This window comes from Paenibacillus sp. Soil766, assembly GCF_001428105.1.
In the GTDB taxonomy this organism is placed as follows: Bacteria; Bacillota; Bacilli; order Paenibacillales; family NBRC-103111; genus Paenibacillus_E.
Genome location: NZ_LMSJ01000029.1, coordinates 1 through 25903 on the forward strand (window position 1 = coordinate 1; position 25903 = coordinate 25903).

30 protein-coding genes, 1 pseudogene and 2 riboswitches are annotated in these 25903 nt (G+C 42.2%); of the genes and pseudogenes, 11 read left to right on the plus strand and 20 right to left on the minus strand.

From position 1 onward, the window contains the following. Positions 1–150: 150 nt before the first annotated feature. The 7 genes and pseudogenes from ASG89_RS21875 to polYB all read right to left on the minus strand — a co-directional run. Positions 151–609 carry a Fur family transcriptional regulator gene (locus ASG89_RS21875; protein WP_057313203.1) on the minus strand — a complete coding sequence of 153 codons (459 nt, stop codon included), beginning with the start codon at positions 607–609 and terminating at the stop codon, positions 151–153. A gap of 134 nt (positions 610–743) precedes the next feature. Then, positions 744–1742, minus strand: a complete 999-nt coding sequence (locus ASG89_RS21880; protein ID WP_057313204.1) for a CobW family GTP-binding protein — start codon at positions 1740–1742, stop codon at positions 744–746. A 42-nt stretch (positions 1743–1784) separates the two neighbouring features. Beyond that, the gene (locus ASG89_RS21885; RefSeq protein ID WP_057313205.1) at positions 1785–2327 is read right to left on the minus strand and encodes a hypothetical protein; all 543 of its coding nucleotides are present in this window, start codon (positions 2325–2327) and stop codon (positions 1785–1787) included. A gap of 5 nt (positions 2328–2332) precedes the next feature. After that, complete coding sequence (locus ASG89_RS21890; RefSeq protein WP_057313206.1) at positions 2333–3496, minus strand: metallophosphoesterase; 1164 nt, start codon at positions 3494–3496, stop codon at positions 2333–2335. Between the two features lie 37 nt (positions 3497–3533). Then, positions 3534–4214: an SOS response-associated peptidase gene (locus ASG89_RS21895; protein WP_057313207.1), complete on the minus strand. Its 681-nt coding sequence runs from the start codon at positions 4212–4214 to the stop codon at positions 3534–3536. 148 nt (positions 4215–4362) lie between these two features. After that, positions 4363–4887: a hypothetical protein gene (locus ASG89_RS21900; protein ID WP_063868079.1), complete on the minus strand. Its 525-nt coding sequence runs from the start codon at positions 4885–4887 to the stop codon at positions 4363–4365. Next, positions 4884–5681 (minus strand): annotated as a pseudogene (gene polYB / locus ASG89_RS21905) (DNA polymerase IV); the annotation flags it as partial. The gene ASG89_RS21900 and the pseudogene polYB, both read right to left, overlap by 4 nt. Positions 5682–5884: 203 nt before the next feature. Here polYB and ASG89_RS21910 point away from each other — a divergent pair. From ASG89_RS21910 to ASG89_RS21940, 8 genes are all read left to right on the plus strand, one after another. Next, positions 5885–6445: a hypothetical protein gene (locus ASG89_RS21910; protein WP_057313208.1), complete on the plus strand. Its 561-nt coding sequence runs from the start codon at positions 5885–5887 to the stop codon at positions 6443–6445. Then, positions 6445–6861 carry a hypothetical protein gene (locus ASG89_RS21915; protein ID WP_057313209.1) on the plus strand — a complete coding sequence of 139 codons (417 nt, stop codon included), beginning with the start codon at positions 6445–6447 and terminating at the stop codon, positions 6859–6861. Before ASG89_RS21910 ends, ASG89_RS21915 begins: the two co-directional genes overlap by 1 nt. Beyond that, positions 6833–7459 carry a helix-turn-helix domain-containing protein gene (locus ASG89_RS21920; RefSeq protein ID WP_057313210.1) on the plus strand — a complete coding sequence of 209 codons (627 nt, stop codon included), beginning with the start codon at positions 6833–6835 and terminating at the stop codon, positions 7457–7459. The genes ASG89_RS21915 and ASG89_RS21920 overlap by 29 nt, the downstream gene beginning before the upstream one ends. A 520-nt stretch (positions 7460–7979) precedes the next feature. Then, positions 7980–8555, plus strand: a complete 576-nt coding sequence (locus ASG89_RS21925; RefSeq protein ID WP_057313211.1) for a hypothetical protein — start codon at positions 7980–7982, stop codon at positions 8553–8555. A 566-nt stretch (positions 8556–9121) separates the two neighbouring features. Then, positions 9122–9619: a DUF6431 domain-containing protein gene (locus ASG89_RS37825; protein WP_235549875.1), complete on the plus strand. Its 498-nt coding sequence runs from the start codon at positions 9122–9124 to the stop codon at positions 9617–9619. 37 nt (positions 9620–9656) lie between these two features. Next, positions 9657–10181, plus strand: a complete 525-nt coding sequence (locus ASG89_RS37830) for a helix-turn-helix domain-containing protein (RefSeq protein ID WP_235549876.1) — start codon at positions 9657–9659, stop codon at positions 10179–10181. After that, entirely contained in the window at positions 10064–11008 is a 945-nt protein-coding gene (locus tag ASG89_RS21935) for a DDE-type integrase/transposase/recombinase (RefSeq protein ID WP_235549883.1), read from the plus strand. Before ASG89_RS37830 ends, ASG89_RS21935 begins: the two co-directional genes overlap by 118 nt. After that, entirely contained in the window at positions 11001–11801 is an 801-nt protein-coding gene (locus ASG89_RS21940) for an ExeA family protein (RefSeq protein WP_057313213.1), read from the plus strand. Before ASG89_RS21935 ends, ASG89_RS21940 begins: the two co-directional genes overlap by 8 nt. A gap of 643 nt (positions 11802–12444) precedes the next feature. Here ASG89_RS21940 and ASG89_RS21945 read toward each other — a convergent pair. The 10 genes from ASG89_RS21945 to ehuB form a co-directional block, all read right to left on the minus strand. Further along, positions 12445–12861 carry a hypothetical protein gene (locus ASG89_RS21945; RefSeq protein ID WP_057313214.1) on the minus strand — a complete coding sequence of 139 codons (417 nt, stop codon included), beginning with the start codon at positions 12859–12861 and terminating at the stop codon, positions 12445–12447. A 67-nt stretch (positions 12862–12928) separates the two neighbouring features. Continuing rightward, positions 12929–13082: riboswitch (cyclic di-AMP (ydaO/yuaA leader) on the minus strand. 5 nt (positions 13083–13087) lie between these two features. Then, complete coding sequence (locus tag ASG89_RS21950; protein WP_057313215.1) at positions 13088–13603, minus strand: DUF2179 domain-containing protein; 516 nt, start codon at positions 13601–13603, stop codon at positions 13088–13090. 62 nt (positions 13604–13665) lie between these two features. Continuing rightward, positions 13666–14577 (minus strand): ectoine hydroxylase, encoded by a 912-nt coding sequence (gene thpD, locus ASG89_RS21955; protein WP_321166527.1) that lies wholly within the window; start codon positions 14575–14577, stop codon positions 13666–13668. A 19-nt stretch (positions 14578–14596) separates the two neighbouring features. Then, positions 14597–14983, minus strand: a complete 387-nt coding sequence (locus ASG89_RS21960; RefSeq protein WP_057313216.1) for an ectoine synthase — start codon at positions 14981–14983, stop codon at positions 14597–14599. A 12-nt stretch (positions 14984–14995) separates the two neighbouring features. Further along, entirely contained in the window at positions 14996–16300 is a 1305-nt protein-coding gene (ectB, locus tag ASG89_RS21965; protein WP_057313217.1) for a diaminobutyrate--2-oxoglutarate transaminase, read from the minus strand. After that, complete coding sequence (gene ectA / locus ASG89_RS21970) at positions 16297–16821, minus strand: diaminobutyrate acetyltransferase (protein WP_057313218.1); 525 nt, start codon at positions 16819–16821, stop codon at positions 16297–16299. Before ectA ends, ectB begins: the two co-directional genes overlap by 4 nt. Before the next feature lie 15 nt (positions 16822–16836). Beyond that, a complete protein-coding gene (gene ehuA / locus ASG89_RS21975; protein WP_057313219.1) occupies positions 16837–17715 on the minus strand; it encodes an ectoine/hydroxyectoine ABC transporter ATP-binding protein EhuA in 879 nt (292 codons plus the stop codon). An 11-nt stretch (positions 17716–17726) separates the two neighbouring features. Further along, complete coding sequence (ehuD, locus tag ASG89_RS21980; RefSeq protein WP_057313220.1) at positions 17727–18380, minus strand: ectoine/hydroxyectoine ABC transporter permease subunit EhuD; 654 nt, start codon at positions 18378–18380, stop codon at positions 17727–17729. 1 nt (position 18381) lies between these two features. Further along, positions 18382–19044, minus strand: coding sequence for an ectoine/hydroxyectoine ABC transporter permease subunit EhuC (gene ehuC / locus ASG89_RS21985; protein WP_057313221.1), 663 nt, complete (start codon positions 19042–19044; stop codon positions 18382–18384). 4 nt (positions 19045–19048) lie between these two features. Then, positions 19049–19951 carry an ectoine/hydroxyectoine ABC transporter substrate-binding protein EhuB gene (gene ehuB, locus ASG89_RS21990; RefSeq protein ID WP_057313222.1) on the minus strand — a complete coding sequence of 301 codons (903 nt, stop codon included), beginning with the start codon at positions 19949–19951 and terminating at the stop codon, positions 19049–19051. A 339-nt stretch (positions 19952–20290) separates the two neighbouring features. Here ehuB and ASG89_RS21995 point away from each other — a divergent pair, with 339 nt between their 5' ends. Next, positions 20291–22135 (plus strand): cation:proton antiporter family protein, encoded by a 1845-nt coding sequence (locus ASG89_RS21995; RefSeq protein ID WP_057313223.1) that lies wholly within the window; start codon positions 20291–20293, stop codon positions 22133–22135. Between the two features lie 24 nt (positions 22136–22159). Next, on the plus strand, positions 22160–22486 hold the full coding sequence (locus tag ASG89_RS22000; RefSeq protein WP_057313224.1) for a hypothetical protein: 327 nt from the start codon (positions 22160–22162) through the stop codon (positions 22484–22486). 6 nt (positions 22487–22492) lie between these two features. Here ASG89_RS22000 and ASG89_RS38250 read toward each other — a convergent pair whose 3' ends face one another. Next, on the minus strand, positions 22493–22621 hold the full coding sequence (locus tag ASG89_RS38250) for a hypothetical protein (RefSeq protein ID WP_268795646.1): 129 nt from the start codon (positions 22619–22621) through the stop codon (positions 22493–22495). Positions 22622–22729: 108 nt separating this feature from the next. On the opposite strand from ASG89_RS38250, the gene ASG89_RS22010 reads away from it, so the two are divergent. Next, on the plus strand, positions 22730–23740 hold the full coding sequence (locus ASG89_RS22010; RefSeq protein WP_057313226.1) for a DUF3231 family protein: 1011 nt from the start codon (positions 22730–22732) through the stop codon (positions 23738–23740). 164 nt (positions 23741–23904) lie between these two features. Here the strand turns inward: ASG89_RS22010 and ASG89_RS36580 are convergent, their stop codons facing one another. Both ASG89_RS36580 and ASG89_RS22015 read right to left on the minus strand, forming a co-directional pair. Beyond that, positions 23905–24072: a hypothetical protein gene (locus ASG89_RS36580; RefSeq protein WP_157276759.1), complete on the minus strand. Its 168-nt coding sequence runs from the start codon at positions 24070–24072 to the stop codon at positions 23905–23907. 24 nt (positions 24073–24096) lie between these two features. After that, positions 24097–25455, minus strand: coding sequence for a KamA family radical SAM protein (locus ASG89_RS22015; RefSeq protein WP_057313227.1), 1359 nt, complete (start codon positions 25453–25455; stop codon positions 24097–24099). Between the two features lie 228 nt (positions 25456–25683). Beyond that, positions 25684–25822: riboswitch (cyclic di-AMP (ydaO/yuaA leader) on the minus strand. Between the last annotated feature and the right edge of the window lie 81 nt (positions 25823–25903).

The window sequence follows — 25903 nt, forward strand, 5'->3', positions numbered from 1 at the left end:
GATGATAAAGTCAAAATTAAAAGGCATGAGCCCAGTACAATACCGAGCCCATGCCCAACAGGTTGCTTAATATATATGTCTAACTTTAAGGGGTCACTTCAACCGGGCTCACCCCAGCAGACTGCTTTTTTGTTATACACATATAAATATTTATTCGCCCACCTGAGCGGTAGGCATGGTTGATTTACAATCGGCACAATAGCCAAATATTTCAAACCGATGGCTTTGAATCTCAAAGCTTTCCGGCAAATCCTGTACTAGCTTCATCGGACAGAACTCAAACGTCACAGTCTTCTCGCAGTTGACGCAAATCATGTGATGATGATGATGGGACAAACAACTCGCTTTGAACTTCAAGCCATCCGCCAAATGAAATTGCTCCAGAACACCCATCTCGCTCAACAATCGGAGATTACGATACACTGTATCGAAGCTTACGCCTGGATATTTCATTTTCATATGTTCATAAACATCCTTCGGCGATAAATAACTGCCCGATTCTGCGAATAAGGTCGCTAAGCTCCTGCGTTGCTCTGTAATACGCCAGCCCTTCTGCGACATCGCTCTTAGCATCTCATCGATCGTATCCGTATGCGTACTCACTTGCATTACCCCTCTGTGTTGAAATCTTCTCCTATTATAGTGCAGCAAATAGGCCACTTGCGTCAAGTGTAGAACGATGACGGAATTTGTATATTTCCCAGATACTACCCAGGACTTGCCATTTTCAGCTAGTTGATCTTCTAGGTATCGGACTCTTCTTCTAATTTCAGCAAGCTTGCGCGAATGACATCCTTGGCAAAGTTCTCCCCAATGAAGACTGCAACATCAGGCACATCGCCTTTTGGCGTTATTTTCACAAAATCCATTTCTCTATAGGCGTATTGGAATAAGAACCGACTCGATGTATCCGAGAAGCTTAGAATCCCTTTGGCACGATATACTTCCTGAGGAAGTTGACTTACGAATTGTTCAAATTCGTTACTATTTACAGCCCGTTCAAAAAAATGGGTATACGCCATTACATGGTTATGTGAATGATGATGTTCATGCTCATGATGATGCTCGTGGCTATGTGAAGCCGTCTCATCGTTCGATTCTACCTGCATGGGTGACCTGTCCGAAATCTCTGTGTGAATGTCTTCAATTACCCTGATATCGATCTGACTGAACACGGTATAATGTAAATCCGCATAGGGATTCCATTCCCTTACGAGATCTTGAACTTCTTGAAGCGCCGATTCCTGCAACAGATCCGTCTTGTTAAGCAAGAGCAAGTTCGCACAACGAATTTGATCCCGCATAAGCCGGTAGGTTTTTCCGCGACTTGTTCGATTTAATTCAAGCAGCTGTGGGGCATCCACAACCGTAATGATAGCTGAAAGCTCTATAGGAAGTATAAGCGAAGCGTCCGTTATCTCATCAATAATTTCCATAGGATTCGCTATCCCCGTCGATTCAACGAAAATTAAATCTGGCTGCTCTCCTATCACTAATTCGTTCAACGCTGTGGCAAGATCACCACGACTCGAACAGCAAATGCATCCACCAAGCAGTTCCGACATAGGGACTTCATTGGCGATTAACTGTCCATCCAAATTCACTTCGCCTATTTCATTCATGATGACAGCCGGCTTACGGCCCGCTTCGGTGAAATAATCGATTGCCTTAGTGAGTAATGTCGTTTTACCGCTCCCCAGAAATCCAGATAAAACATATACATGAACCCGTTTGTTTGCCATTCGCGTCATTTACCTCCATCTTCGGGCTAATCACACCCACGCTTACTCGGTCTTCACTTCAAATTTGGTAGCCAAAATAGGCCATTTCCCAACAATGCCGGCCAAAAAAGGAAATAACTTTGTCCACAACAGACTCGTACTTGGATCCGTCGGTTTTAACGGAAGCTCTATGCGTTCGTAAAGGATTTTCGCGGCTTCTTGGACCAATTCAAACGCTAAATCTTCAGGTGCCATTTCTGCTACTGCCTCTAATCTAGGGAGATACTCTTGCGCGATCGATTCTGATAAACGATGCTCAGCCAATTTGTCTGAAGCCATCACCTCGCCCATACCTAGGCTGACTAGGCGTGCTGTTTCTTCCTCAAAAGCGTGCGGGATACAGTAAATTTCAAGCGCCAAAGCTGCTATGTAAATGTGTCTTAGCAGTTCATCTTCTTTGGCCATCGTTAAGACAGGTTGTGGTAGATAGGCAATGATGGCAGGCTTCAACGTGTCCCAGCTATTTTCTATGCTTTTCATCGTAAACTGCATCATCGCTGCCGCCAGCTCCACAGGTGTAATTGGTTTCTTCTCTAACTCTTGCATAGGCATTACTCCTCTTTTCTATCATTACTTGTAAAATGAATCGTCAACTCAATAATTTCCGATTGGCTTCCCAATCGTATCGGTGGCCCCCATGTACCGAAGCCCGAGGACACCAGCGCATGTAAATTCCCTTTACGTAAGTAACCCCAATCTAACTCAAAGATCCGTCTAGTGAACAGATGGTTCGGCGCTATCTGACCACGGTGCGTATGACCTGACAAATTCACATCAACGCCTGCGGCCGCCGCTACGTCTAACTGATACGGTTGATGGTCCATCACGATAATCGGCTGAGCAAGGTCTAGCCCCTCCATCAAAGAGACTAGCGATTTACGTCCCTGGGCGGTATGCTCCGCTGATTTATCTTTACGCCCGACAATAAACAAGCATTCTTGGACATGAACCACTTCATCCATCAGCACGCGAACGCCGATTTGTTCCATTTGTTCCACAAAGGCTGGAATATGTCCGCCATAGTATTCATGGTTGCCAAGCACAGCATACACGCCTAATGGAGCCTGCAACTCTCGCATGGTCTGCCCCATTTGATAACGAACAAAAGGTTTAATATCATCGTCTATGATATCACCAGGCAACAGAATTAGATCAGGTTTCATCCCATTCACATGCTTGACAAGTTTGCGCAAATGACGATTGCCGACGACGGCGCCCAAATGAATGTCCGAAGCAACAGCAACCCGAAGCCTTTCCCAGTCCCCTGCATGCTTGGGAATCGTAATCTCATACTTACGGGTAACCGGGGTTCGCGCCAGGTAAGAGCCTACTAGAAGAAGAATAAGTACAATGGCTATAACGACCCACCCCAGTATAGGCACATAGCTAGCTGACGAGACAGACGCCATATAAAGCACACCAATCGCCACATCCGTGATGGGCAATAGAAGGATACCGAATTGGATGAGAGCCAGCCAGTAGGAACCCATAATGTTCAGCAGTCGTGTTAGCGTTGAAGGCAGCACTTTCGTTCCAAACCGCCCAATAACATAGGAGAACGCAACGATCCAGAACACAGGCCAATACAACCAAGGATGAAATGAAGCACCAAACAGATGTGACAAAAAAACCTTCAAGTGCCAGCCTATATAGCCGTTGATCGCCGCTACAATAGCAAGTGTAATCGTGACCCTAAGCAACATACCATTTCTCATGTTTCTTGACGCTCCTATTCTCTACTACCTTCTACCTTTATAGCAATAGACTTATCGGCTCTATACATAGCTCATCATCATTCCGCACATTTCCCACTCGGCTAGACACCGGGTACGCCATCATAAGCTCAGAGGGATATGGCTGCAGAAGTGGGCGAAGTTGCTCCACATTTTTCATACTGCGATCTAACCAAATAGCTTCTTTCTCCCGTGGCAAAATGACCGGCATACGTTCATGAATATCCTTCATCATCTCGTTCGATTCCGTGGTAATGACCGTACAAGTTGAGATACGCACACCTTCGGGAGATGTCCATGTATCGTAAAGCCCAGCCATACTGAACAGCTCCTTGCTGCGCAGCATAATACGCATCGGCTGCTTATGCTTGCCGCTTCCCTTCCAGTCATAGAAAGAATCTGCTGGAATCAAGCAGCGTTTACGTTCGAATGGCTTGCGGAAAGCAGGCTTGTCCGTCAAGGTTTCGGAGCGTGCATTGAGCATTTGATAGCCAACCTTCTCATCTTTGGCCCATTCTGGAATCAGTCCCCATCGCAGTTCGCCTAGCTTATTTCGCTGCCCATCATGGATGATCGCCATCACCTGCTGTCCTGGAGCAACATTGTATTTAGGGCTATATCTCGGCATAAAAGTATCGTACATATCGTAGCGCAGCATCAATTCTTCTAACGTTACGGTGATCGTGTAGCGTCCGCACATAGCTAATCATCCTTCTCCTTCACACGATTATCCCATTCCCCTTACTCCATTATGGAAAAAAGATAGGCTTACGTCAATTCGTACAGCCCGAAGAACCTTTCTCCTTCAGGCTGTACAAATGAGCGCTAACCCCTATATTCACGCAGATTCACGATTTCTTCTTCGTATCCCTCTCTAACACACTCACACGCGGATCCGTCCCATACATGGTTGTGACCAGACTGTCGGCATATCGGCCGATTCTCACACCAATTTCAGCACGCATATAGTCCCTCGTCATCGTAAATCGATCTTCATGCTCACGGCACCGATACCGATAACGGATCATCTGATCGTCTTTCTCCTCTTCCGCGACGTGCATATCATTCTCGAGCATATGGCGCTTTACTTTGGCTAAGTCGGCCTGCATATTCTTAGCCAGCACTTGGGCCACCTTCGAATAGAGTGTCCTTAACATCTCGGAGGAACGCTCCACTTCACGCGCCCTTCGCACAATAATCGTATGCATTAGCGGCAGCAAAACAGATTCTCGTATAATGCTAATGTCATCCGCTGACGGGCGCTTCGTAGGAACCGGTTTGTCATGCCGTTGGCTTTGAGCTGCTTCCCGGTGCTGTGGAAGCATCATGCGGCTTGACTCCCATAAACCGTTATTCTGCAATTTTTTGCTCATTTATAATGACCTCCGATTTTGAGCGAGCGAACCTTCGCTTGACCAGCTGTCGTCAAGGAGGACGCGCGAACAATCGCCGCATTGCCGAACCGATCCTTAATGCTATCCGTTACCTTCTCCAATTCACGTGCCTTCACTTGATCTTCAAATAGGGTGAGCTGATACGTTTCATCGTCCACGAACTGACTCAGCATCACACCAGCACGGCGAACCGGCATCGTGTCCCAGAATTTATAGAAAAGCTGCTTCACAACTTGAAAAACAGTACCGGTATGATTCGTCGGGTCCGGCATCTTCATCTGGCGCGAGAAGCCTGTCGGCGCATCAAAGGGACTGCACATGCAGCTGACCGTCACGATAGAGGCCATATAGCCTTTGCGCCGACAATCCCGGCACACCTCCTCCGTCAGCTCCATGAGAATTGTATTCACTTCCGAGGATTCTGCATAATCCCTCGGCAGCGTCATCATATGGCCGATCGACTTCGGAGGCGTATCGAACGTGCCCGGCGTGACTGGACTGTCATCCAAACCGTTTGCCGTTCGCCACATGACCTCCGCATGAATGTCAGACTGTTTGCCGAAACGCGCGCGAAATTTCTGCTTCAACTGAGGCAGCGGCGTTCGTGCCACCTCACCAATCGTATACATGCCCAACTTGGCAAAATGAGCGGTCATCCGTGAACCCACACCGAACATTTTACTGACAGGCTGCTCCCACAGGCGTTCCTCGATAGCGGACGGTAGGAGTGTGAAGATGCCAGTCTCATTCTTTTTGGCCCAAATATCTGTGGCCTAGACAAACTAAAAATGTACATTATTCTTATGTACATTATTAATCCTATCCCCTAGAATTTATTTCGTTAAACAAAAATACATTTAATCAATTAATCAATAAAAAACAATTATGTACATAATTGTTTTTTATTTTTTTATTGCGCACATAATTCCTAGATATTATAGTCGAATTATGGAACATTTTGGAGGTGTTAGCCCTCTTGAGTAACCTTACTATATTGGTCGATGTTAATTATGTTCAAATAGATTTTTCATTTTGCGTAGACGTTAGTTTCGTAAAATATAAAGTGAAAGGAACACAACAGATAAGAAAGCATGCAGTCCTGATGCTTAAAAACAGAAAAAGCAATACATCCATTGTCCACCCACTTACTGCTTTTATTCAATGGAGATGGAAATACAAGGAATATAATACTCAACGATTACAAGGAACTCATTTAGCTCAATTTTTAAATTATCTTTTGATTGATAATAGAAAAAAATTCAAACTATCCTCATTATCTAATCTTACCATTATTCATGGAACAGACTTCTTGAATTTTCTGTTATCCAAAGGAAGTTCAAATTTAAGTGTTAAGAATGTTGAACGAACTTTAAAGCACTTCTATTCTTTTTTAATACAAAAAGGAATCTTACAAAACTCCGAAGATACAAATCCAGATGTAACCCCTTTTAATCCTATGTATTCAAAGGAGTTTGCTTATGATCCTGAAAGAGGGAAAGTTGCAATTGAACACACGTTACCCCCAGACTCCTTTTAATGTTTCTTAGAACTGCAGTTTCAATCTCACCGACAATTGCACTTGCTATTTACTTATCTATTTTTGGAGGGTTAAGGGCTGGGGAAATCGTCAACATAAAAATTAGTGATATTACACCATATGGAGATGAATATGGAAAAGGTGGACTTATGCTTCTCCTTAAGACAAGAAATTTAAGAACAGATATTAAAGATATCTCCGACACATCAAGAGTTAAACGTGATAGAAGACAGTTTGTTTACCCTATAAAAGACCTACTTCCCTTACTTTACAAAAATCACCTTACGGAAATGCAGAGAAAACTTGGTAAATATCCAGAAGTGGACTCACCTCTTTTTATAAACCGTGATGGCAAAGCTCTTACGGGGAAAAGCCTTCGCGACGCATTTGCAAAAGTTAAAAAAAAATCCTCTTGAAGAAATTTCTGGTATAAAACTTGAAAGGATTAATGGTAGAAGGATGATTCCTGAGATAGTTTTGGAAAAATATGAGGAATTCATTAATACGTATTTCACATCTGAACAGGCAGCTAACTTGTTTGGATTGGAACGTTCCGTCATGCGGACTTGGGTAAGCAACCGATTGAATACAATTAGAGTTAAAAAAGTTGCAGGTACTAATTATGTCCACAAGGAAGACATTTTCCCTCTCAAGGATCTGCGAATTGATATTACAAACTGCATGAGCACTAAAGAGATCATGGACGAACTAAAAATAGATAGAAGCACTGTTTTAGATGCTATTCAAAAGAACCATATAGAAGGATGGTTTCAAACTTTAGGGGGCTATCACTATGTCCCGAGGGAATCGTTTGAAGAATATAAGCAAAAGTATTATAAAATAGAGAATTCTAGTGATTACTACTCAATTGGCGAAGTTGCAGATTATTTAGGATGCAGCACCGGTTCAGTGCGCACATTGATTCGGAATACCAACTTACTGGAATTAAGTATAAATTCAAAAATACTTACTATCTGCTTAAAAGCGATGTACATAAATTTAAATTTTTTTTAGATGAGATACCACTTAAATATTATACTGCCAACCAAATCATGGACAAATACAATGTTTCTCACCGTTTTGTTCATTTACTTCTGGCAAATCGGTTATGTGATAAAGTTAAATGGGTGATTCTTAATCGCAATCCTGAAAGAGTAATACATAAGATTTATATGGACAAGATGCCTGGACATACAGAACATACCCAATGTTTTGTTTACCCGAATTGTATTCACCCTACGGCAACATCTTGTATTGGTTGTCCTAATATAATCCCTAAAATTTTTTTGTTAATCAGCATTGGTATCGAATTACAAAAAGGATCTCTATTCTGAATTCGACAAATAATTCTTTCATTGCTTCTAGGGAAAAATCTTGGATATACAAATTATTGCTATTATTACAAGAAGCTACTAAGGCTTACGGGATCGAGTATATAAGAACATTCGTTGATTACGATGATCTTTTATCAAATGTCGCTGCAGCTCTTCAATATCACCAAACTTAAGTAGAAAATCGTAAGGAGTGATATTCTTTGGCAAATGATCATGGTTTTAAGCGATCCGAATATATCTCAGATATCGGATTCTTACAATTCGCCCAAGCTTCAGATACCGTAATCTTTGATTCCCAAGATATAAGTTACTACAAAGAGGCATTCTTGGATTTTAAATCAACTCAAATTATTGTAAACCGTGATTTCGAAGAAGATGAATGGATATTAAGTGCTAATGATGTTCAAACAGCAATTACTTTTGATATTGATGTTTACTCCGAAATGAAATTGTCACTTAAGTGTTTTACTGTGCTTGGCCTAATTGAAGGACATGACCATAAATACACGCAATTTAGAATCAAACATTTGATCGAGGGGATTTTATCGTGTCAAGGCTTTAGATGTCCTGTGGATGAAGTGCTTGTTCATTTCGAAAGATGGCTCATGTCTAAACCTAAACCTACATTAACTAAACTTTGCCCAGCAATACAGCAGTTTCTTTACTTTTCTAATTTTACATTTAACGATGAACTTCTAGATATAGCCGATCAGTTTAGTACTTTTCAGCATGGAATTCGAAGTCTCCCCAATTTCAAAAGATACTTTGATATTTGATTCCATAATCCATGATTTTCAAAAAAATTGGTCATCATCTGAAAAGCTAATTTTTTTTCCCGATTGTCTTATGGTGGCGCATTACCTTAGTAATCCCTATGCGGGTCTCTGAATTCTGCTCTATCGATTATGATTGTATTATTGCAGACTCCTCTAAATTTTTTCTGAAAATACCTAGAAAAAAAGTTCCAGCCAAAAAGAAAAATGAAGTTGGTATTGTTGATATCCTTGAAATTAATGAGGATTTAACTCAATTAATCTTACAATATAAAGAAATAACAAAAGAATTTAAAAGGACTCCTTACCTTTTATCTTACGACGCATACTGTGAGTCGCCGAGTGTTGCCGCTGAATCATAATGCCCAAAAGCTGACGGAATTGCCTGTCCGAGGATTGACGAATATAATGACCGTATCATAGTAAAGGAAAAGGATGCCCCCATAAACGTGTACCTGTTCGAGCAGGTTCACTGGAGACATCCTCACACAAAAAAATCAACATGGTCATTGTATCAAATTATGAGCTGGTTGAGAAGATCACCGGCGTTTTTTGTCAGGTGTGTAGAAATGGTCCCCTGCCCCTGTTGTGGGGAAGAACTCAAGGTCATTGGTAGTCGGAAACGAATTAGTAGGAATGCCACAGGAGAAGCCAAGGTGTTATCCCTTCGAAGATTACGCTGTAACGGTTGCCGTAAGATCCATCACGAACTACCAGACTGTTTGGTTCCTTACAAGCGTTACGAATCTACTTGTCTAGAGGAAGTGGTTTCTGAGGAGGAGGCGGGAACTGTTGTTGCAGCAGACGACTCCACCTTGTATCGCTGGCGAAGTTGGTACAACGAACTAACAGCCTATTGGTGTGGCGCTCTTTTCTCGATCGCAGTTCGGTTTTCATCAACAACCCATGGAGGTTTCGTCCACACCTTCATTGTCTGCACACCACACAATTGGACAAATCGTTGGCGATGCGCCCAGATGGCTGGCGAGAGTTGTCCGTCCCATTGCCAATATGAATTTATGGCTACATACCCGTTCTGCATTCTTGTCCGCAGATGCTTTTGGTAGACTCAGTTCGTAGTCTAGCAAAAGCAGATGAGCATGAATGAAAGATAAGCAGAAAGCGGAAGAGATCGCCGCACAGCGAGTGCAGTTGTTATCACCTCTGCTCGCAGAAGGTCTTGATCCCGCCAAGGCAAAAGAGTTAAAAGCGCAGATTTGCGAGCAAACAGGTCTTTCTGAGCGGACGTTACGCCGCTATTTAGAACGCTATCGGCAAGAGGGCTTCAGCGGGTTAAAGCCAATGAGTAAGGGAAGGCAGCCATCTGAAGCCGTTATTGCAGGGCCGCTTATGGAGCAAGCTATTCTACTACGTCGTGAAGTGCCCGGCCGCAGTGTGGCTCAATTATTCAAATTTTGGAATGGGAAGGTCGCATTGCACCAGGTGAGATTAAGCGAAGTACGCTGCAAGAAAAACTCACGCAGCGCGGTTACAGCAGCCGCCATATGCGTATGTACGAAGAGTCAGGTGTTGCTGCAAGGCGTTTTCAACAGCGTCATCGCAATCGGTTGTGGCATTCAGATATCAAGTACGGTCCGTACTTGCCCGTTGGTCCAGGAGGAGCGATGAAGCAAGTGTTTCTGGTTACTTTTGTGGACGACGCTACGCGTTTTGTACTGCACGGTGAGTTCTACCCCGTGATGGACAAGTCCATCATCGAAGACTGTTTCCGCAGGGCAATTCAGAAATATGGCGTACCCGAGGCGGTGTACTTCGACAATGGAAAGCAATACCGAACGAAGTGGATGACGCGCGCTTGCTCCAAACTGGGTATTCGGCTTGTATTCGCGAAGCCTTACTCACCTGAAGCAACGGGCAAAGTAGAACGTTTTAATCGCGTTGTAGACAGCTTTTTAAGTGAAGTCACACTAGAGAAACCGAAGACGCTCGAGCGGCTTAATGAGCTGTTTCAGGTATGGCTCAGCGAATGCTACCAGCACAAGTCCCATTCGGCTCTTCCGAACAAGCAAAGTCCTGAAACGACGTTTCGCAGCGACAAAAAGGCACTGCGTTTCGTTGATCCAGATGTACTGACGAGTGCGTTCTTGCATTGTGAATCGCGAAAAGTAGACAAATCTGGTTGCATCAGCTTCATGGATAGAAAGTACGAAGTTGGCCTTCCTTTTATCGGTTGCACGGTCGAAGTTATCTTCGATCCGGCAGATATAACGGAGTTGACCATTGAGTACGAGGCACACCCGCCATGGAACGTGCGTGAGCTTGTCATCGGTGAAAGAGCGGGTAAACGTCCTGCATTACCGGAACATCTAGGACCGTCGCCTGCTTCATCGTCGAGACTACTGGATGCCGCCGAAACGCGTAATGAACACCGTAAAGAACAGCAAGCGCCTGCTGTGTCCTACCGTGCTGTTCGGAAGGAGCCTGGACATGTTTGAGACATTCTATGGGCTCCGTCATTCCCCGTTTTCAAGGGACATACCAACGAGCGAACTGTATCAATCGGTCGTACTTGAAGAAACGTTAGGCAGACTGGAATATGCAGCTCAAAGACAATGGTTTGCCGTTGTGACGGGTGACTGCGGAACGGGCAAAACAACGACCATTCGCCGCTTTACAGAAGTTTTGGATCAAGCCAAGTACAAGGTGCTCTATCTGTCAGATTCGAAGCTAATGCCTCGGCATTTCTATAAAGGCTTACTCGAACAACTCGGTTGTGAGTCCAAGTTTTATCGCGGTGACGCTAAAAGGCAGCTACATCGGGAAATTGAGCTCATGCGAGGCATCCATCAGGTACAGCCTGTCGTGGTCGTCGATGAAGCTCATTTGCTGGATCGAGAAATGCTCGAGGAAGTCCGCTTCTTGCTGAATTTCAAAATGGATGCACAAAGTCCGATGGCGCTTATCTTAGTCGGGCAAAGTGAGCTTTGGGATCGGATCGGGCTTCAAGCTTACGCAGCGATAAGGCAACGGATCGACTTGCAATGTAAGCTTCCGCATTACGATCGGGCACAGGTTGGGGATTATATAAAGCGTCATTTGACGTATGCTGGGGCTGAGAATGAGATCTTCTCGGATGGAGCAATTGAGGATATATATCGTTTTTCTAGCGGTTCTGCTAGACTCGTCAACACAGTTTGTACACACAGTTTAATCTACGGTGCTCAGAATGGTCATCGCATCATCGATGATCACATGGTAAAACGCGTCATCCAGGGAGAATGTTCATGATTCTCCCTTTTTTCAAACCATCGACTGGACAGCTTGTCCGTCAGAGTTAGGACCGCATACGCCGTCAATTGGTGGACGGTATGACTTAGCAGTAACAATATTAATACTTTAATTTCATTACTCATTGTATGTTAAGTTTAATAAACTCCTGTACCATATTGTAGAAAGACTTATTACCGAGAATACCCTGTCCTGCCAATCTCCAAGATGATAAGTGGACAAGACCACCAAACAAACTGGAAGAGCAATAATGAAGATAATGCGTCTATAAATAAGCTGCACTTTCATTCGAATTATAATCTCGACGATAAATCTTGCCATTATATCTCCAAAAAGCCATGCCCCAATGATTACAAATATGAGTGAAGTTAATATTTCTTATTCAACTCCTACCGTTCGAAATGTATCACTTAAATTAGATAAAAAGAGCCCGTCTAATGACAGGCTCCACCAACTAAAGATAATATTGATTTATTATATTGCTTAAAATTTTATATGAAGTCTTTTTGCAAACATTGTTTCTTAATTTTCTGAAGTAAAGTTACAATTATGATCTATACATAATAACAGCAAATTATCTCAAAAACAATCTCATATGATCCCACTTTCCATAAGCAATTTAGGAAAAGTAATCATGCCTACTTTAAGGCAAAAGAGTTGTTACCTCATTATTCCTGTTTATGTACGTAAATTGGTTAGCACCCAGGCTTCTATATGCACTCCTTGACTTATCCCTTTTTGTTACTACGTGTATCGACTTAGAGCCCCACTCTTTACAAATTTGAATATACCTGCTACAAAGATTAAAACTAATTTCAAATAAATAAACTTTACTTATTTGGATATCAGGAAGCACCCAAGTCGCAGCATCTTCTGTGTCAACCATGATAATTGAATCCACACCCATAGCTTCCAGCTTTTTCTTTCCATACTTATTATTCGTGAGAGCATAATATTGAATGCCTTTTGAACGTAATAAATGAATGAAATCTTTACCCGCTCGGTTAGGAGCATTGACCAGTACATACTCAGATGAATTGAACTGTTCCTTGTTTTCCAATTAACTTTTCCCCCTTTGAGAGGCAACGAAAATCATCCTTTAAACTACCTTGCAGTCAATCTTCGTGACCTCTACACAATTACGCTTACGAAGTTAGCTGTCGGATTCGGACCTGAGAATAGCCCTACTCAATACATCTGAGATTCACCCCAACTGTGCATGCTGCCATACACCTTGGTTCCCCCGCTCTTGCCTCGTGCAAGACTCAGCGCTTACCCAGGCCTTATTATTTCCGAATCATTTTCAACCAAAAGCCACCATGCAAGCTCTTTGGTTCCAGCGTAATGATGAACGCTTTCGAATCTACGTTGCGAATACAGGCATACAAAAACTTTTCATTTTTTCTTCGAGCCAATACTTCCAAAACCAATCGTTCTCCATCTCGTCCCCATCCAAGCCAAGAAGTAACACCAAATCCCTCTCTACGGAGGTGATAGGCTATATCACTTTGCAGTTCATTTGTAATGACTTTAATCGTAACATATCCCAGAGCAAGTTTCTCCTCAATCCAAGAACCCACTAACACACCTAGACCATAGCCGACGGCATAGACAACTAGACAAGCCGGTTGATTAACGTATTTAAGAACCAAATTAAGTCCCATTACATAGATAAGTATTTCTAACATACTAATCGCTGCGGCTGTATATTTCTCCCCTTTTAACGTTTGGATCATACGGAGTGTGAAACAAGAAACGTAGACGATTTGAATCGCTAGAATGCTGCCTAATATGGATAACACACCGCTTCACCTCATTGGTTACCGATGAGGACCCTCCGTTTGGATGGTCCTTAAACATCATGTTATGATAAGCGTTCAGCGATAAAATCTGGTCTAGGTCCCTTACCTGAGTAAGGCGCATTGAGTTTATTCAGCACACTATTGTATACAATGAAAACATTGCAGCGAGGGTCAGGGGTAATATTACTATTTGAACCGTGCATCAAATTACAGTCGAATAGGAGGATAGAGCCAGCTTTACCTGTAGGTGCAACAATACCGCCTTGTTTGGCAAGCTGCTTTAGACTCTCTTGGTCAGGCACACCATATTCTTGACGACGAAGCGAGGATTTATAATTCTCATCCGGCGTTTCCCCAACACAGGAAACAAACGTACGATGTGAGCCAGGTATAACCATAAGCGGACCGTTATTGGCATGATTATCTTCTAACGCAATGGAACAGCTAAGCGCTCGCATCCTCGGCATCCCATCTTCCACATGCCAGGTTTCAAAATCCGAATGCCAATAAAATTCTTTACCTGTAAATCCCTGTTTAAAATTAATTCTGGATTGATGGATATAGGTTTGGCTACCCAGAATTTGATTAACGATGTCTTGTATACGTGGATCCGAAGCCATTTGTTTGAACACTTCGTCATCCCGATGCACAGCGAATATAGATCTGATTTCATCATTCCCTGGTTCTCTGATCACTTCAGGTTTCTGCACTTCTTTACTTTGCTCCCAAAGTCTTGCAAGCTCTTGCTTCCAGAATTGAACCTGATCCTCGGTGAAAAAGGATTCCAAGAACAAATAACCATTTTCATCGTAAAATGTAAGCTGCTCCTTGCTAATTTCTTTCTGATTATTTGTAGGATTATATACCACCAGATCCTGTCGCTCCAGTAACTTTGGCTCCTGATAGATTCTTGATGGATAGCTGTCTTGCATGCTCGATCGATTCACCGTAATTTGCCCCTTGGATGTCAACATGGATTGCCACTCTCCCTTATTAGATTTGGTCTAACGGGTATGTCCCCTCAGCATCATGCACTTCTCGACCTGTTGTAGGCGGATTAAACACACAAATCATACGCATATCTGTTCTACCTCGAAGCAGATGTTTCTCATGGCCGTTTAACACATATAGGGTTCCTGCGGAAATGGGATAAATCTCTTTGCTTTCGAGGACTTCAATCTCCCCTTCTCCTTGAATACAATACACGGCTTCAACATGATGTTTGTACCATATCTCTGTTTCAGTACCTGCTTTAATCGTCGTATCGTGCAAAGAGAAGCCTACCTGGTCACTTTTCACCAGCAATCGTGTACTATACCAAGTTTCTGTATCTACATGGAATTCAGTGCCGACTCTCTCAGCTAATTGTCTTACAATCATGGCCTGCTCCTCCTATGCCTGTTTACTTGTCAACTGTAGTTCTGCAGCGATTTCTTCCATACTTTGTCGTAAAATGTTCAATCCTTGGACTAAGCCTGCTTCATCAATGATTAACGGCGGCATGATTTTGGCAACTTCACTGTCGGTTCCAGAGGTTTCCATGATCAGTCCCTTGGAGAAGACACGTTCGCATATTCTCTCTGCTATGCCACTAATTTCGAAGACAATACCTTGCATAAGTCCTCTTCCCCTGACCTTCCCTCTTAATAGCGGGAATGAGGCTACCATTTCTTGCAGACGAATATTTAACAGCCTGCCTTTCTCCAGAATGCTCACAGAGAATTGCTCATTTTCCCAATACCGAAGCGCTTCCGAGGCTGTTATGAAAGCTAAATTATTGCCCCTGAAGGTGCCATTGTGTTCTCCTGGCTCCCATATATCCAGTTCAGGCCGAATCAGTGTCAACGCCATTGGCAATCCATATCCTCCGATGGACTTCGACAGACAGATAATATCGGGCTTAATCCCCGCCTCCTCGAAACTGAAGAATGTTCCCGTTCTTCCGCAACCCATCTGTACATCATCGACGATGAGTAGAATACCTTGTTCTTTACATAACGCCTCTAGGCTGCGCAACCATTCGATGCTAGCTTCATTGATCCCGCCTTCACCTTGGATCGTTTCCACGATGATCGCAGCTGGTAACGATACGCCGCTTCCCGTATCTTGAATGTAATTGTTCATGTATTCAATTGTGTCAACATCATCACCCATATACCCGTCATATGGCATAGATACCGTATGATGTAAGGGAACACCTGCACCTCTTCGCTTGAATTTATTACCTGTTACAGATAAAGCACCTAACGTCATCCCATGGAAAGCATTCGTGAAACCAATAACCGTTGATCTCCCCGTCACCTTACGGGCAAGCTTTAATGCGCTTTCCACTGAATTAGCACCCGTTGGACCAGGAAACTGAATTTTATACGAAAGCTGCCTAGGCTCCAAAATAATTCGTTGAAAACGTTCAAGGAACTGTTCTTTCGCTTCTGTTGCCATGTCTAGACTATGCGTAACGCCATCATTCTGAATATATTGAATCAGCTTCTCCTTTAAATCTGCATTGTTGTGTCCGTAATTCAACGCTCCAGCGCCTGCAAAGAAGTCAATATATTCTTCACCTGTTCGATCCCATAGTTTATACCCTTTCGCTTTTGTAAAAATAGTAGGAAAAGAACGGCAGTAGCTGCGAACCTCAGACTCCAGCATGTCAAAAATATGTAGGGATGGTTTACTCGGATCTAATACTTTCATGAGTGTGTTCCTCCTAATTGTTGATTAATAGGTCCAATTTGTATCAATCGTTCATCCTCGTGTACATCTCCTGGGAACAAGTAGGAAGAGAATCCTTCACTTTCTAATAGTGGTGCTTCCATTTCTTCCGCCCATTTACGGAATAACTGGTTTGATGCTGTGTTCCTTGGTGAGATGGTTGTTTCTATATACCGTACCTCGGTACATGAAGCTGACGATATTAACTCATGAAGAAGAGTATACGCGATTCCCTTTCCTTGATGTTCCGTTGAAACAGCAATTTGCCAAACAAAGAGTACTTCAGGATTGGATGGGCGAATCAGTGAGGTCACGAATCCAACAATTTCCTTATCAATTTCCGCTACTAAACAAGTATCAGTAAAATACTCACTCAACATGATGTAGCAGTAAGCTGAATTCACATCAAGCTTCTGACTATCCTTAACTCGCTGCCACATATACTTGCCATCCTGCACGGTTGCTTTTCTAATTACGCAGTTATTCGTATCTAAAAGAGTCAAGAGGAATCCTCCTTCTTATTCGATGGATGTCGATACCTGCCCTACACCGCCCATAAACCAGGTTTGTCGAAAGCGACTTAGAAAGGATTGCAATCTAGAACTTTGTGGATTTCCGAAAATCTGGTCCGGCGTTCCCTGCTCAACGATTGATCCGCCATCTGTAAAGAGGATGCGGTCCGCAATATCCTTGGCGAAATCCATCTCATGTGTGATCAGCATCATCGCCATATCTCTTTGCGCTGCAAGGTCCTTGATGACGGAAAGTACTTCACCCACAAGCTCGGGATCAAGGGCAGACGTTGCTTCATCGAACAGCATAATTTTCGGTCGCATAACCACAGCTCTTGCAATCGCAACTCGTTGTTTTTGTCCCCCTGACAAACGAGAAGGATATTCCATCGCTTTATCGGCTAAGCCAACTTTCTCCAGCATCTCCATAGCACGTTGTTCCGCATCAGCCCGTTTCAAACCAAGGACATGAATAGGGGCTTCTGTAACATTACCCAGCACAGTCATGTGAGGAAATAGATTGAAATGCTGAAACACCATACCAATGTGACTGCGAATTTGATGCAAGTGTTTTTCATTTGCCGGGATTAACTTGCCCTTCACTTCTTGATGCCAGAGCATCTGTCCATTCACCTCTATGGTTCCTGCGGTTGGTCGATCTAACGTCATGAGCATCCTAGCCAATGTCGTTTTCCCAGAACCACTCGGTCCAATGACAGCTACCTTTTCACCGGGAAAAATATCCAGATCAATGTCTTTAAGAACTTGAATATCTCCATATGACTTACTGACACCACGATATTTGACAATGGGATTCCCATCTTGTAAAGCAGGTGTATTGAAACGTTCAATAGGGTTGCTGACTGACTTCTCTACTGTATCCATGTAATACCCCTCTACTTATTTCTTTGAAAATGTCTCTCTAGCCATCCAACGAGCAGTGATGAAGGATAGCTGAGCAGCAAGAACAACAGCCCCACTAGCGTAAATGCTTCCAAATATCGAAATGATCCGGAACCAATCGCTTTCGCTGTCTGTAAAAGCTCTACGAGTGTGATGGCAGACAGAATGGGTGTCTCTTTAAACATGGTAATTAAATAATTACCCATCACAGGAATGATTGGTGGCAGCGCTTGGGGTAATATAATACTCCCCCACGTATGCTTAACGTTGAAGTTTAACGCCCTAGATGCTTCCCACTGTCCCCTTGGAACAGCTTCAATGCCAGAGCGAAACACTTCGGACATATAGGTACTGTAATGAATACCTAGTCCAATAACACCCGTGGTGAATGGTGAGAAGGAAATACCGTACAAGGGAAGTGCATAAAACAGGACAAACAATTGGACGAGCAACGGTGTACTTCGTATAAACTCCACCCACGCTAGAGCAGTTCCAGCAAGTACCTTACTTTGTGATCTGCGAGCCAGTGCTAGCGGCAATCCAAGTACGATGGCAATGAAAAAACTTACAAGCGTCGCTCCGATCGTGATCGGTAATACCTTCAAGAGTTGAGGAAAAATATGCCAAGCATAGTGCCAATCCCACATGCTAATACCGCCCCCTAATTGTCCTACGCTCCATGTAACGAATGATTAACGTTAAGGCATAGGAAAGGATAAAGTACAGGATCAGCATGCTGGTGAATATTTCAGTCGTCTTGGAGCTGTCGAATGTACGCAGTATCATACCTTGATAGGTAAGGTCTGTGAGTGTAATTAAATAGACCAATGAGGTTCCCTTCAACAACTCAATTTGCAAATTGCCAAAAGAGGGGAGCATTCGAACAAATGCTTGTGGAAGAAGGATTCGACGCATTCTTCTATATGGACTCATGTTCAGCGCAATGGCTGCCTCATATTGCCCTTTGGGAACTGAAAGAACTGAGCTTCGTACAACTTCAGAACCGTAAGCCCCATAGTTCAACCCCAGCGCAATAACTGCGGCTGTCATTGCTGGAATCTGGATATCCAGAAGCATTGGAAGTGCAAAATACAACCAAAACAATTGAATTAACAACGAAGTGCCTCGAAAAACTTCAACATATACCGTAGCTAAATTACGTACGAGCCAAAAGCAAGATAAGCGCATAAAACCAATAGCGAACGATATAATTGCTGAAAGTATAATTGCGAGCAAAGTAATTTCAAGCGTAACAAGTGCTCCTTTTGCCAACAAGGGGAAAAAGGAAAAAAAGGTCTGTAAGTTAAACATGCGATTAACCTTTGGACAGCTGTTCGGCCGTCATATCACCGGGTAATTCCTGATCTGTAAATCCGAATGGCTTCAATATTTCTAGTAATTGTCCTGACTTTTTCAGCTTATCCAATTCTGCGTTGAAGGCTTCTCTAAATGCTGTATCCTCCATACGAAATGCCGCCGCGCCATAGCCTCTGATGCTTTTCCCATCAATTTCTGGTTGTGTAAAATCCATCACCCGCTCTATCTTATTATCTTTGGCTGATGCTAGTGATGCTTGTAAGGAAGGTCCTGTCATCGTTACTGTCTGTACACGTCCCGCTTGTAAGGCAGAAATAGCCGAAGGTTGATCTGGTACCGTAACGATTTGATCTTTTGCCACGCCAGATTTCACCAAGTATTCATTCTCGATAGCGCCTACCATGACAGCTACCTTGACATCCTTATTAGCAGCGATATCTTTATAGCTATGTAAATTGTGAGGATTTCCTTGTTTAACAGCAATCGCTTCGCCAATACTGTACTCTGGATTTGCAAATGCAACTTCTTTGCTTCTTGCTGGGTTAACAAACATACCTGCCGTAATGATATCGAAGCGTTTCGCCTTCAAGCCGGGAATTAAAGACCCGAATTCGGTTAAGACGCCATTCATTTCATTGATCCCCATATTTTTCAAAATAACGCGTGCCACTTCTACGGCCTCTCCCGTTAACTTACCGTCTGGTGTTGCATAAGCATACGGATTTTCATTCGCAAATCCAACTGTAATGAACCCTTGTTTTTTGGCTTTCTCAAGTGTACTCTCCTGGGTCGTTGACTTTTCATCGTTTGCATTTGTTTGGCTACTTGTACTTTGGGATGTACAACCCACCACTGTCAACACGAGCAGTAAACATAGCGCGTACGAAAACAACTTATTCATTCAAAAACTCCTTTTTTCCATTAATTTGGGGCCCTACATAAGTGTAACATGATCCTTTATGTATCACACCCTTGGTTATCCTGCCTCAGAGTCGCTCAGCCCCTCTGTCCCTCCTTAAGCGTAAATAAGATGACATATGCAAGAAAAAACTCGCTTATCCCTCCAAATGCTCAATTATACGAAATATTCAATTTATATCGTTAAAGAAGAGAAAAACCGCAATAATGCTCATTATCACGTGATTATTCTATATATGTTTGTATAAATGGCGATTTTTCGCTAAAATTATGTTAATTAGATCATTTACGGCTTATTTTCGAAAAAGTTTAGGAAGTGGTGATGTTGAACATGGAACACGGCAGTGGTTCATTAGGAAGTCTTATCCTTGTGGTTACAATTTCATTTGTCATTCCAATCCTTCTATATCATTTACGATTACGCGTAATCCCTGTCGTCGTCGCCGAAATACTCGCAGGCATCCTTATTGGAAAAAGCGGGTTGGACTTGGTTGGCAATGACCCCTGGGTTGAATTGCTCTCTTTACTTGGTTTTATTTATCTCATGTTCCTAAGCGGTGTTGAAATCGACTTCTCTTCCTTCTCCAAACAAAAAAATTCCACGCTCAAAAAGTATCGACCAATGACTGTTGCGGTCATCATTTTCTTAGGTATCTTCGTTCTTTCAGGTGTGATGTCTTGGGGACTGGTAGCATTGGGTCTTGTTAATCGCGCATTTTTGACAACACTCATTATTGGTACTATCTCGCTTGGTGTTGTTGTACCGGTTTTAAAAGAGCGTAAGATGCTGCAATCGAATTTGGGACAAACCCTGCTATTAATTACCGTACTAGCTGATTTCTTCACGATGATTCTACTCGCGTTTTATGTAAGCTTTCTTTCCCGAAATATGACCAAGTTGGTATTCTTACTGATGTTTTTTTTATTAGTCATTCTAATCTATCAGTTTGTTAAAAGGTTTGCGTCTGGCAAGGTCTTTCAAGTACTTGGGGAAAGTTCCATTCAATTCGGGACTAGAGCTATCTTCACACTGATCATGGCTATCGTTTTTCTTTCCGAAAGCTTAGGTGTCGAAAATATTCTAGGCGCTTTCCTAGCAGGAATGATTGTATCGCTGATGCGTCCCAAAAAAGAATTTATCCATCAACTCGAGTCATTTGGCTACGGTTTCCTTATCCCCATCTTTTTCGTTATGGTCGGAGCAAAACTGGATCTCACTTATTTATTCAAAGATACGAAGATACTCATGGCGATTCCACTATTATTACTTGTGATGTTCCTTGCGAAGATGATTCCTATGCTCATTTTGAGAAAATGGTTTAGTTGGCGCGATGTTATCAGTTCTGGCATCCTCTTGTCATCTAAGCTTAGTCTTGTTATAGCTGCGGCTACATTAGCCTTGGATTTGCATATCATTGGGGAATCCTTTCATGGCGCACTGATCATGGTTGCGATATTAAGCTGCCTGCTCTTTCCAACTCTATTTAACAAATTGGCTCCCGTGGTAACAGAAAACAAGCAGTCCATTGCCATTATTGGATTAAACCATATCACCCTCCCTGTCGCACAAGATTTCATGAAGGAAGATATGTACCTAATTCGCGTATTTACCGCAAATGATTTCGAAGAAAGCTCACGAGGTCATGAGCCCCCCATCAGCGAGTTCGTTCAGGTTCTGAAAAAGATGACGGAACCACTCTTAAAGCAGAGTGGCGCTTTTGATGCTGATATCCTTGTATTTGCTACGATGGATGATGCGTTCAATATCCACATGGCTAGAAAATTAAAAGCTGAATCTGATAAGAGAGTTCTCGTTCGAATCGAGAGTCCTGAAACACAGCGTGAAATCTTGAATGAAGGATTTGAAGTTTTCTCGACCCTTTATGCGGCACGAACCGTGTTAAGAGCTCTTATCGATAGCCCAGGTGCGCTGAAGTTACTCTCTGAAGAAGAAGGAACGATATTTGAGGTATCTATTCAACACCTGCCCTATCGTTCCACTTTCCTTCGTCAGTTACCAAATTTAGAAAATTTATTGATTTTGCGTATATACCGTGGCCAATCGTATCTGATACCACATGGGAATACTGAAATAAGGTTAGGAGATCGTTTATTAGTTAGTGGCCCACCAGAGCATATCGAGGCATTTCGAGCAGCAGTAAGTTAACCAACTATTTTAGGAGGACTACTATTGAAGCAACGTATTTCTTACACGCACTTGCAAAAGCTTGATGGGCAACAACAAATTAAATTGCGCGAGCTGTGGGAGCCGCAAGAAGGCGAATACATGGCCACAGGTGACCATGAAGAAATGATATATTTTTTAAATGGTGTGCAAAAAAATAAGTCGCTTCCCTTACTGTCCATCGGTCAAATGATGGCTTGCCTATCTCAATCTGGAGGAAAGCTCTCAGTGAATTTTTCTGAGGATACTTGGGAGGTTACGTTCGACGATAGAACCTTTCAAGACTTTGAATTATGTTCTGCTCTCTTCGAAGCGCTTATCTCTAAATTATAAGTAGTGTTACTCCCAAAGCTCTTCACTTCCTGGCAAATCATTAAACCAAGCTGTTCCACGCTCGATCTTACGCAGCTCTTCCATAATTTTTGTTAATCTTCTTTGCCGAAGCATCCCATCACTCGAAGGATCCATGCCCTTATTGCAAAGGCTGCAAGCGAGCAGATCTTCACCTTCAATGCTTAAGAATAATTTAGAAGAAACTAAAACAAAATAAGAGAAAAACTTCCAAGGAGAGAAATAATGATAACTGACCACAAAATCTATTTAAATGCTGCTGAAATTGCTGCTCTTTGGTCAAATTACATGAATGATTCCGTAGGTGTCTGTACAATAGCATCATATATTAAGTACATTGAAGACCGTGAAATTCACTCAGTTCTAGAATTCGCTCTTAACCTATCTATATCTCATCTTGAAAAATTAAAATCCTTTTTTAACGAAGAACGATATCCAATACCTGACGGATTTCAACAAGAACATGACGCTTCAAAAGATGCTCCGCGGTTATTTACAGATGATTTTTGTTTATTCTACATTCAGAATATGGGCAAAATCGGTATGGAATTCTATACAACAGCTTTATCAAATGCGGCTCGTCTTGATATGTGTGAGTATTTTACTGAATGTTTAAATGAATCATCACGTTTATTAAATAAAGCCACAGAAATCATGTTAATGAAAGGTACTTTCATTCGAGCTCCATTTATTCCAATTCCCCAGAAAAATGAATATGTTCAAAAACAAAGTTATATGGCAGGTTTCTTTGGGCATCACAGACCATTGAATGTAATTGAAATTTCCAATATTTACTATAACCTCATACGAAATCAGTTAGGCCGTACATTGCTTATAGGGTTCAGCCAAGTGGCCAGTTCTCAAAAAGTCCGTGAATACATGGTCAGAGGTAGAGATATTGCAGATAAACACGTCGAAATTTTCGGTTCCCTACTTAGTAAGGAGTTCCTTCCTTCTGCAAGCTCTTGGGATACAATGCCAACAACCTCCACGACGACAACATTTTCCGATAAACTTATGATGTTTCAAGCTACTTCATTAAATGCTGATGGAATTGCTCACTACGGAAGAAGCTTAGCACTTAGTCCAAGAAGAGATCTTGCATCAAACTATGTTCGTTTAACATCTGAAATATTAAACTTTGCCGAAGATGGTGCCAATATCATGATTGATAATGGTTGGTTAGAACAACCACCACAAGCATCTGATAGAGATCTGCTAGCCTCTGAACAATAGCATGATTGAACTTTGCAATGAATACTAATAATTAATATCGTAAGCTTGATATTTCACTTCCTTCACAACCAGTCATCCGCAATTTACATGCCTAAAAGCCCGCTGAACAAATCCTTCTGAATACAGTAGGGTTTGTTTCGGCGGGCTCATTATTAATAATATAATTAATTTTCTAGCTTCTTAGTATTCTTACGCTTCATATTGACTTCCATTCTAGTTGGAATTGTAAGTTCATTTATCGGTCTTTTCCAACCATCATCGCATGTACAAAAGCCATTCTCATCTTTAAAAAGGATTTCAACAACCTTACCATCGCTTGTCTTCATTATCATAATGAAACTGCTCTCCCCTCTAAGTTAAGTGGCTTGAGGCAATTCCGGAAGTTCATTAACAGAGATTACGTCATGCGCAATTTTCTGCGGTTTTTCCCAAAGCTCTTCACTTCCTGGCAAATCATCAAACCAAGCTGCTTCATTAGGGCAATCTAGCACCATAAATTTGCCATACTGGTTATCTCTTGATTGATGATACTTCAAGTAAGCCTTTCCATTTTCAATCGCTAGAATTTCAATTTTGCCAGAAGTATGACTCATTGACAATCTTACTCGCTTGCCAAGACCAGATGTTTGGGAGAAGTAAGCCTTTCCATTTTCAATCGCTAGAATTTCAATTTTGCCAGAAGTATGACTCATTGACAATCTTACTCGCTTGCCAAGACCAGATGTTTGGGATTTAGCTTGTTCCACGATATGGTACACCTTCTCTAAGGGTAAAACGAAATCACGATTACCTGCAACGGGACGGTTAATAAAGAAATAATAAGGAGTTACTCCTGCCCAAGATAGTCGATCCAGTAACTCAGCCAGAATTGATGGATCATCATTGATTCCCTTCAGCACAGGAGTTTGGTTAACAACGATGGCTCCGGCATCATGCAAGGCTTCAAAAGCCATCTTTGCCTCATTCGTTATTTCTCTTGGATGATTAATATGCGCCATGACATAGATGCGTTTCTCAGCAGTCGAGTGACTTCGAATCATCTCGAGTAATTCTTTATCTTCATAAATCCGCATCGGATTAAAGACGGGTATTTTGGAACCTAAACGAATAATTTTCACATGCTCGATCTTACGCAACTCTTCGATAATTTTTCGTAATCTACTCGTGGATAGAATTAAACTGTCTCCACCGGTCAGAAGTACGTTATTTATTTTCACATGCTCGATCTTACGCAACTCTTCGATAATTTTTCGTAATCTACTCGTGGATAGAATTAAACTGTCTCCACCGGTCAGAAGTACGTTATTAATTTCAGGATGACTGGCAATGTAAGCGATTCCCGGGCCAACGTTAGACATCGCTTCATTCACGTCATTTCGGAATAAACGTTTACGAAAACAATAACGGCAATAAGCCCCACATACCTCTGATACCAAAAGTAATGCTGTGGTACGATATTTATGTTGGCAGCCTGGTACTACATAATTCGTATCTTCATCCGAAGCATCCCAACGTCCATACTCTGATAGTTCACCTTCGTTTGGAATAATTAATTTCCGAATCGGATCGTTTCCATCCTGCCAGTTTATTAATTTCAAGTAATAATCATTCACACGAAACACGAACTTTTCCGTGATTGCTTTCAACTTTCTCCGTTCCGCTTCAGGAATATCCAAAATCTTATCAATATCGGTGATATATTTCGGGTTCGCCATATATGATCCTCCTTGAATACTAATTTTAGGAATGAATAATTTCACATGCTCAGACCGTTTAAATGCCTCCTTTTCCTAGAACTTATGGATGGGTAGCTATAAGCAAACAAAAAAGACCCGTATAGCAAAGAAATCGCAGGAAATCTACGAGTCCCATTGCTGTAACGGGTCTTAAAAATATAAAAAACCCGTCAATACGGGTCAAAAATGCAATTATTTGCATCATAAAAAAACTTGATCCACTGCTGACGAGGTTAGCTGCCGGGCTCGGGAAAGATGGTTCCCTACTTCAAAGATTCGCCCCAAAAAATTGGTTCCCCCGCTTTCCGAGCTTACGTAAAAGCTGGAAATTAAGCGTAGGTTTATCTTACACAATGCTTATTCATCCGTCAAACGAAATCAATAATATTTAAATCATTATCCATCTATTGACAATTATTGTTTTATG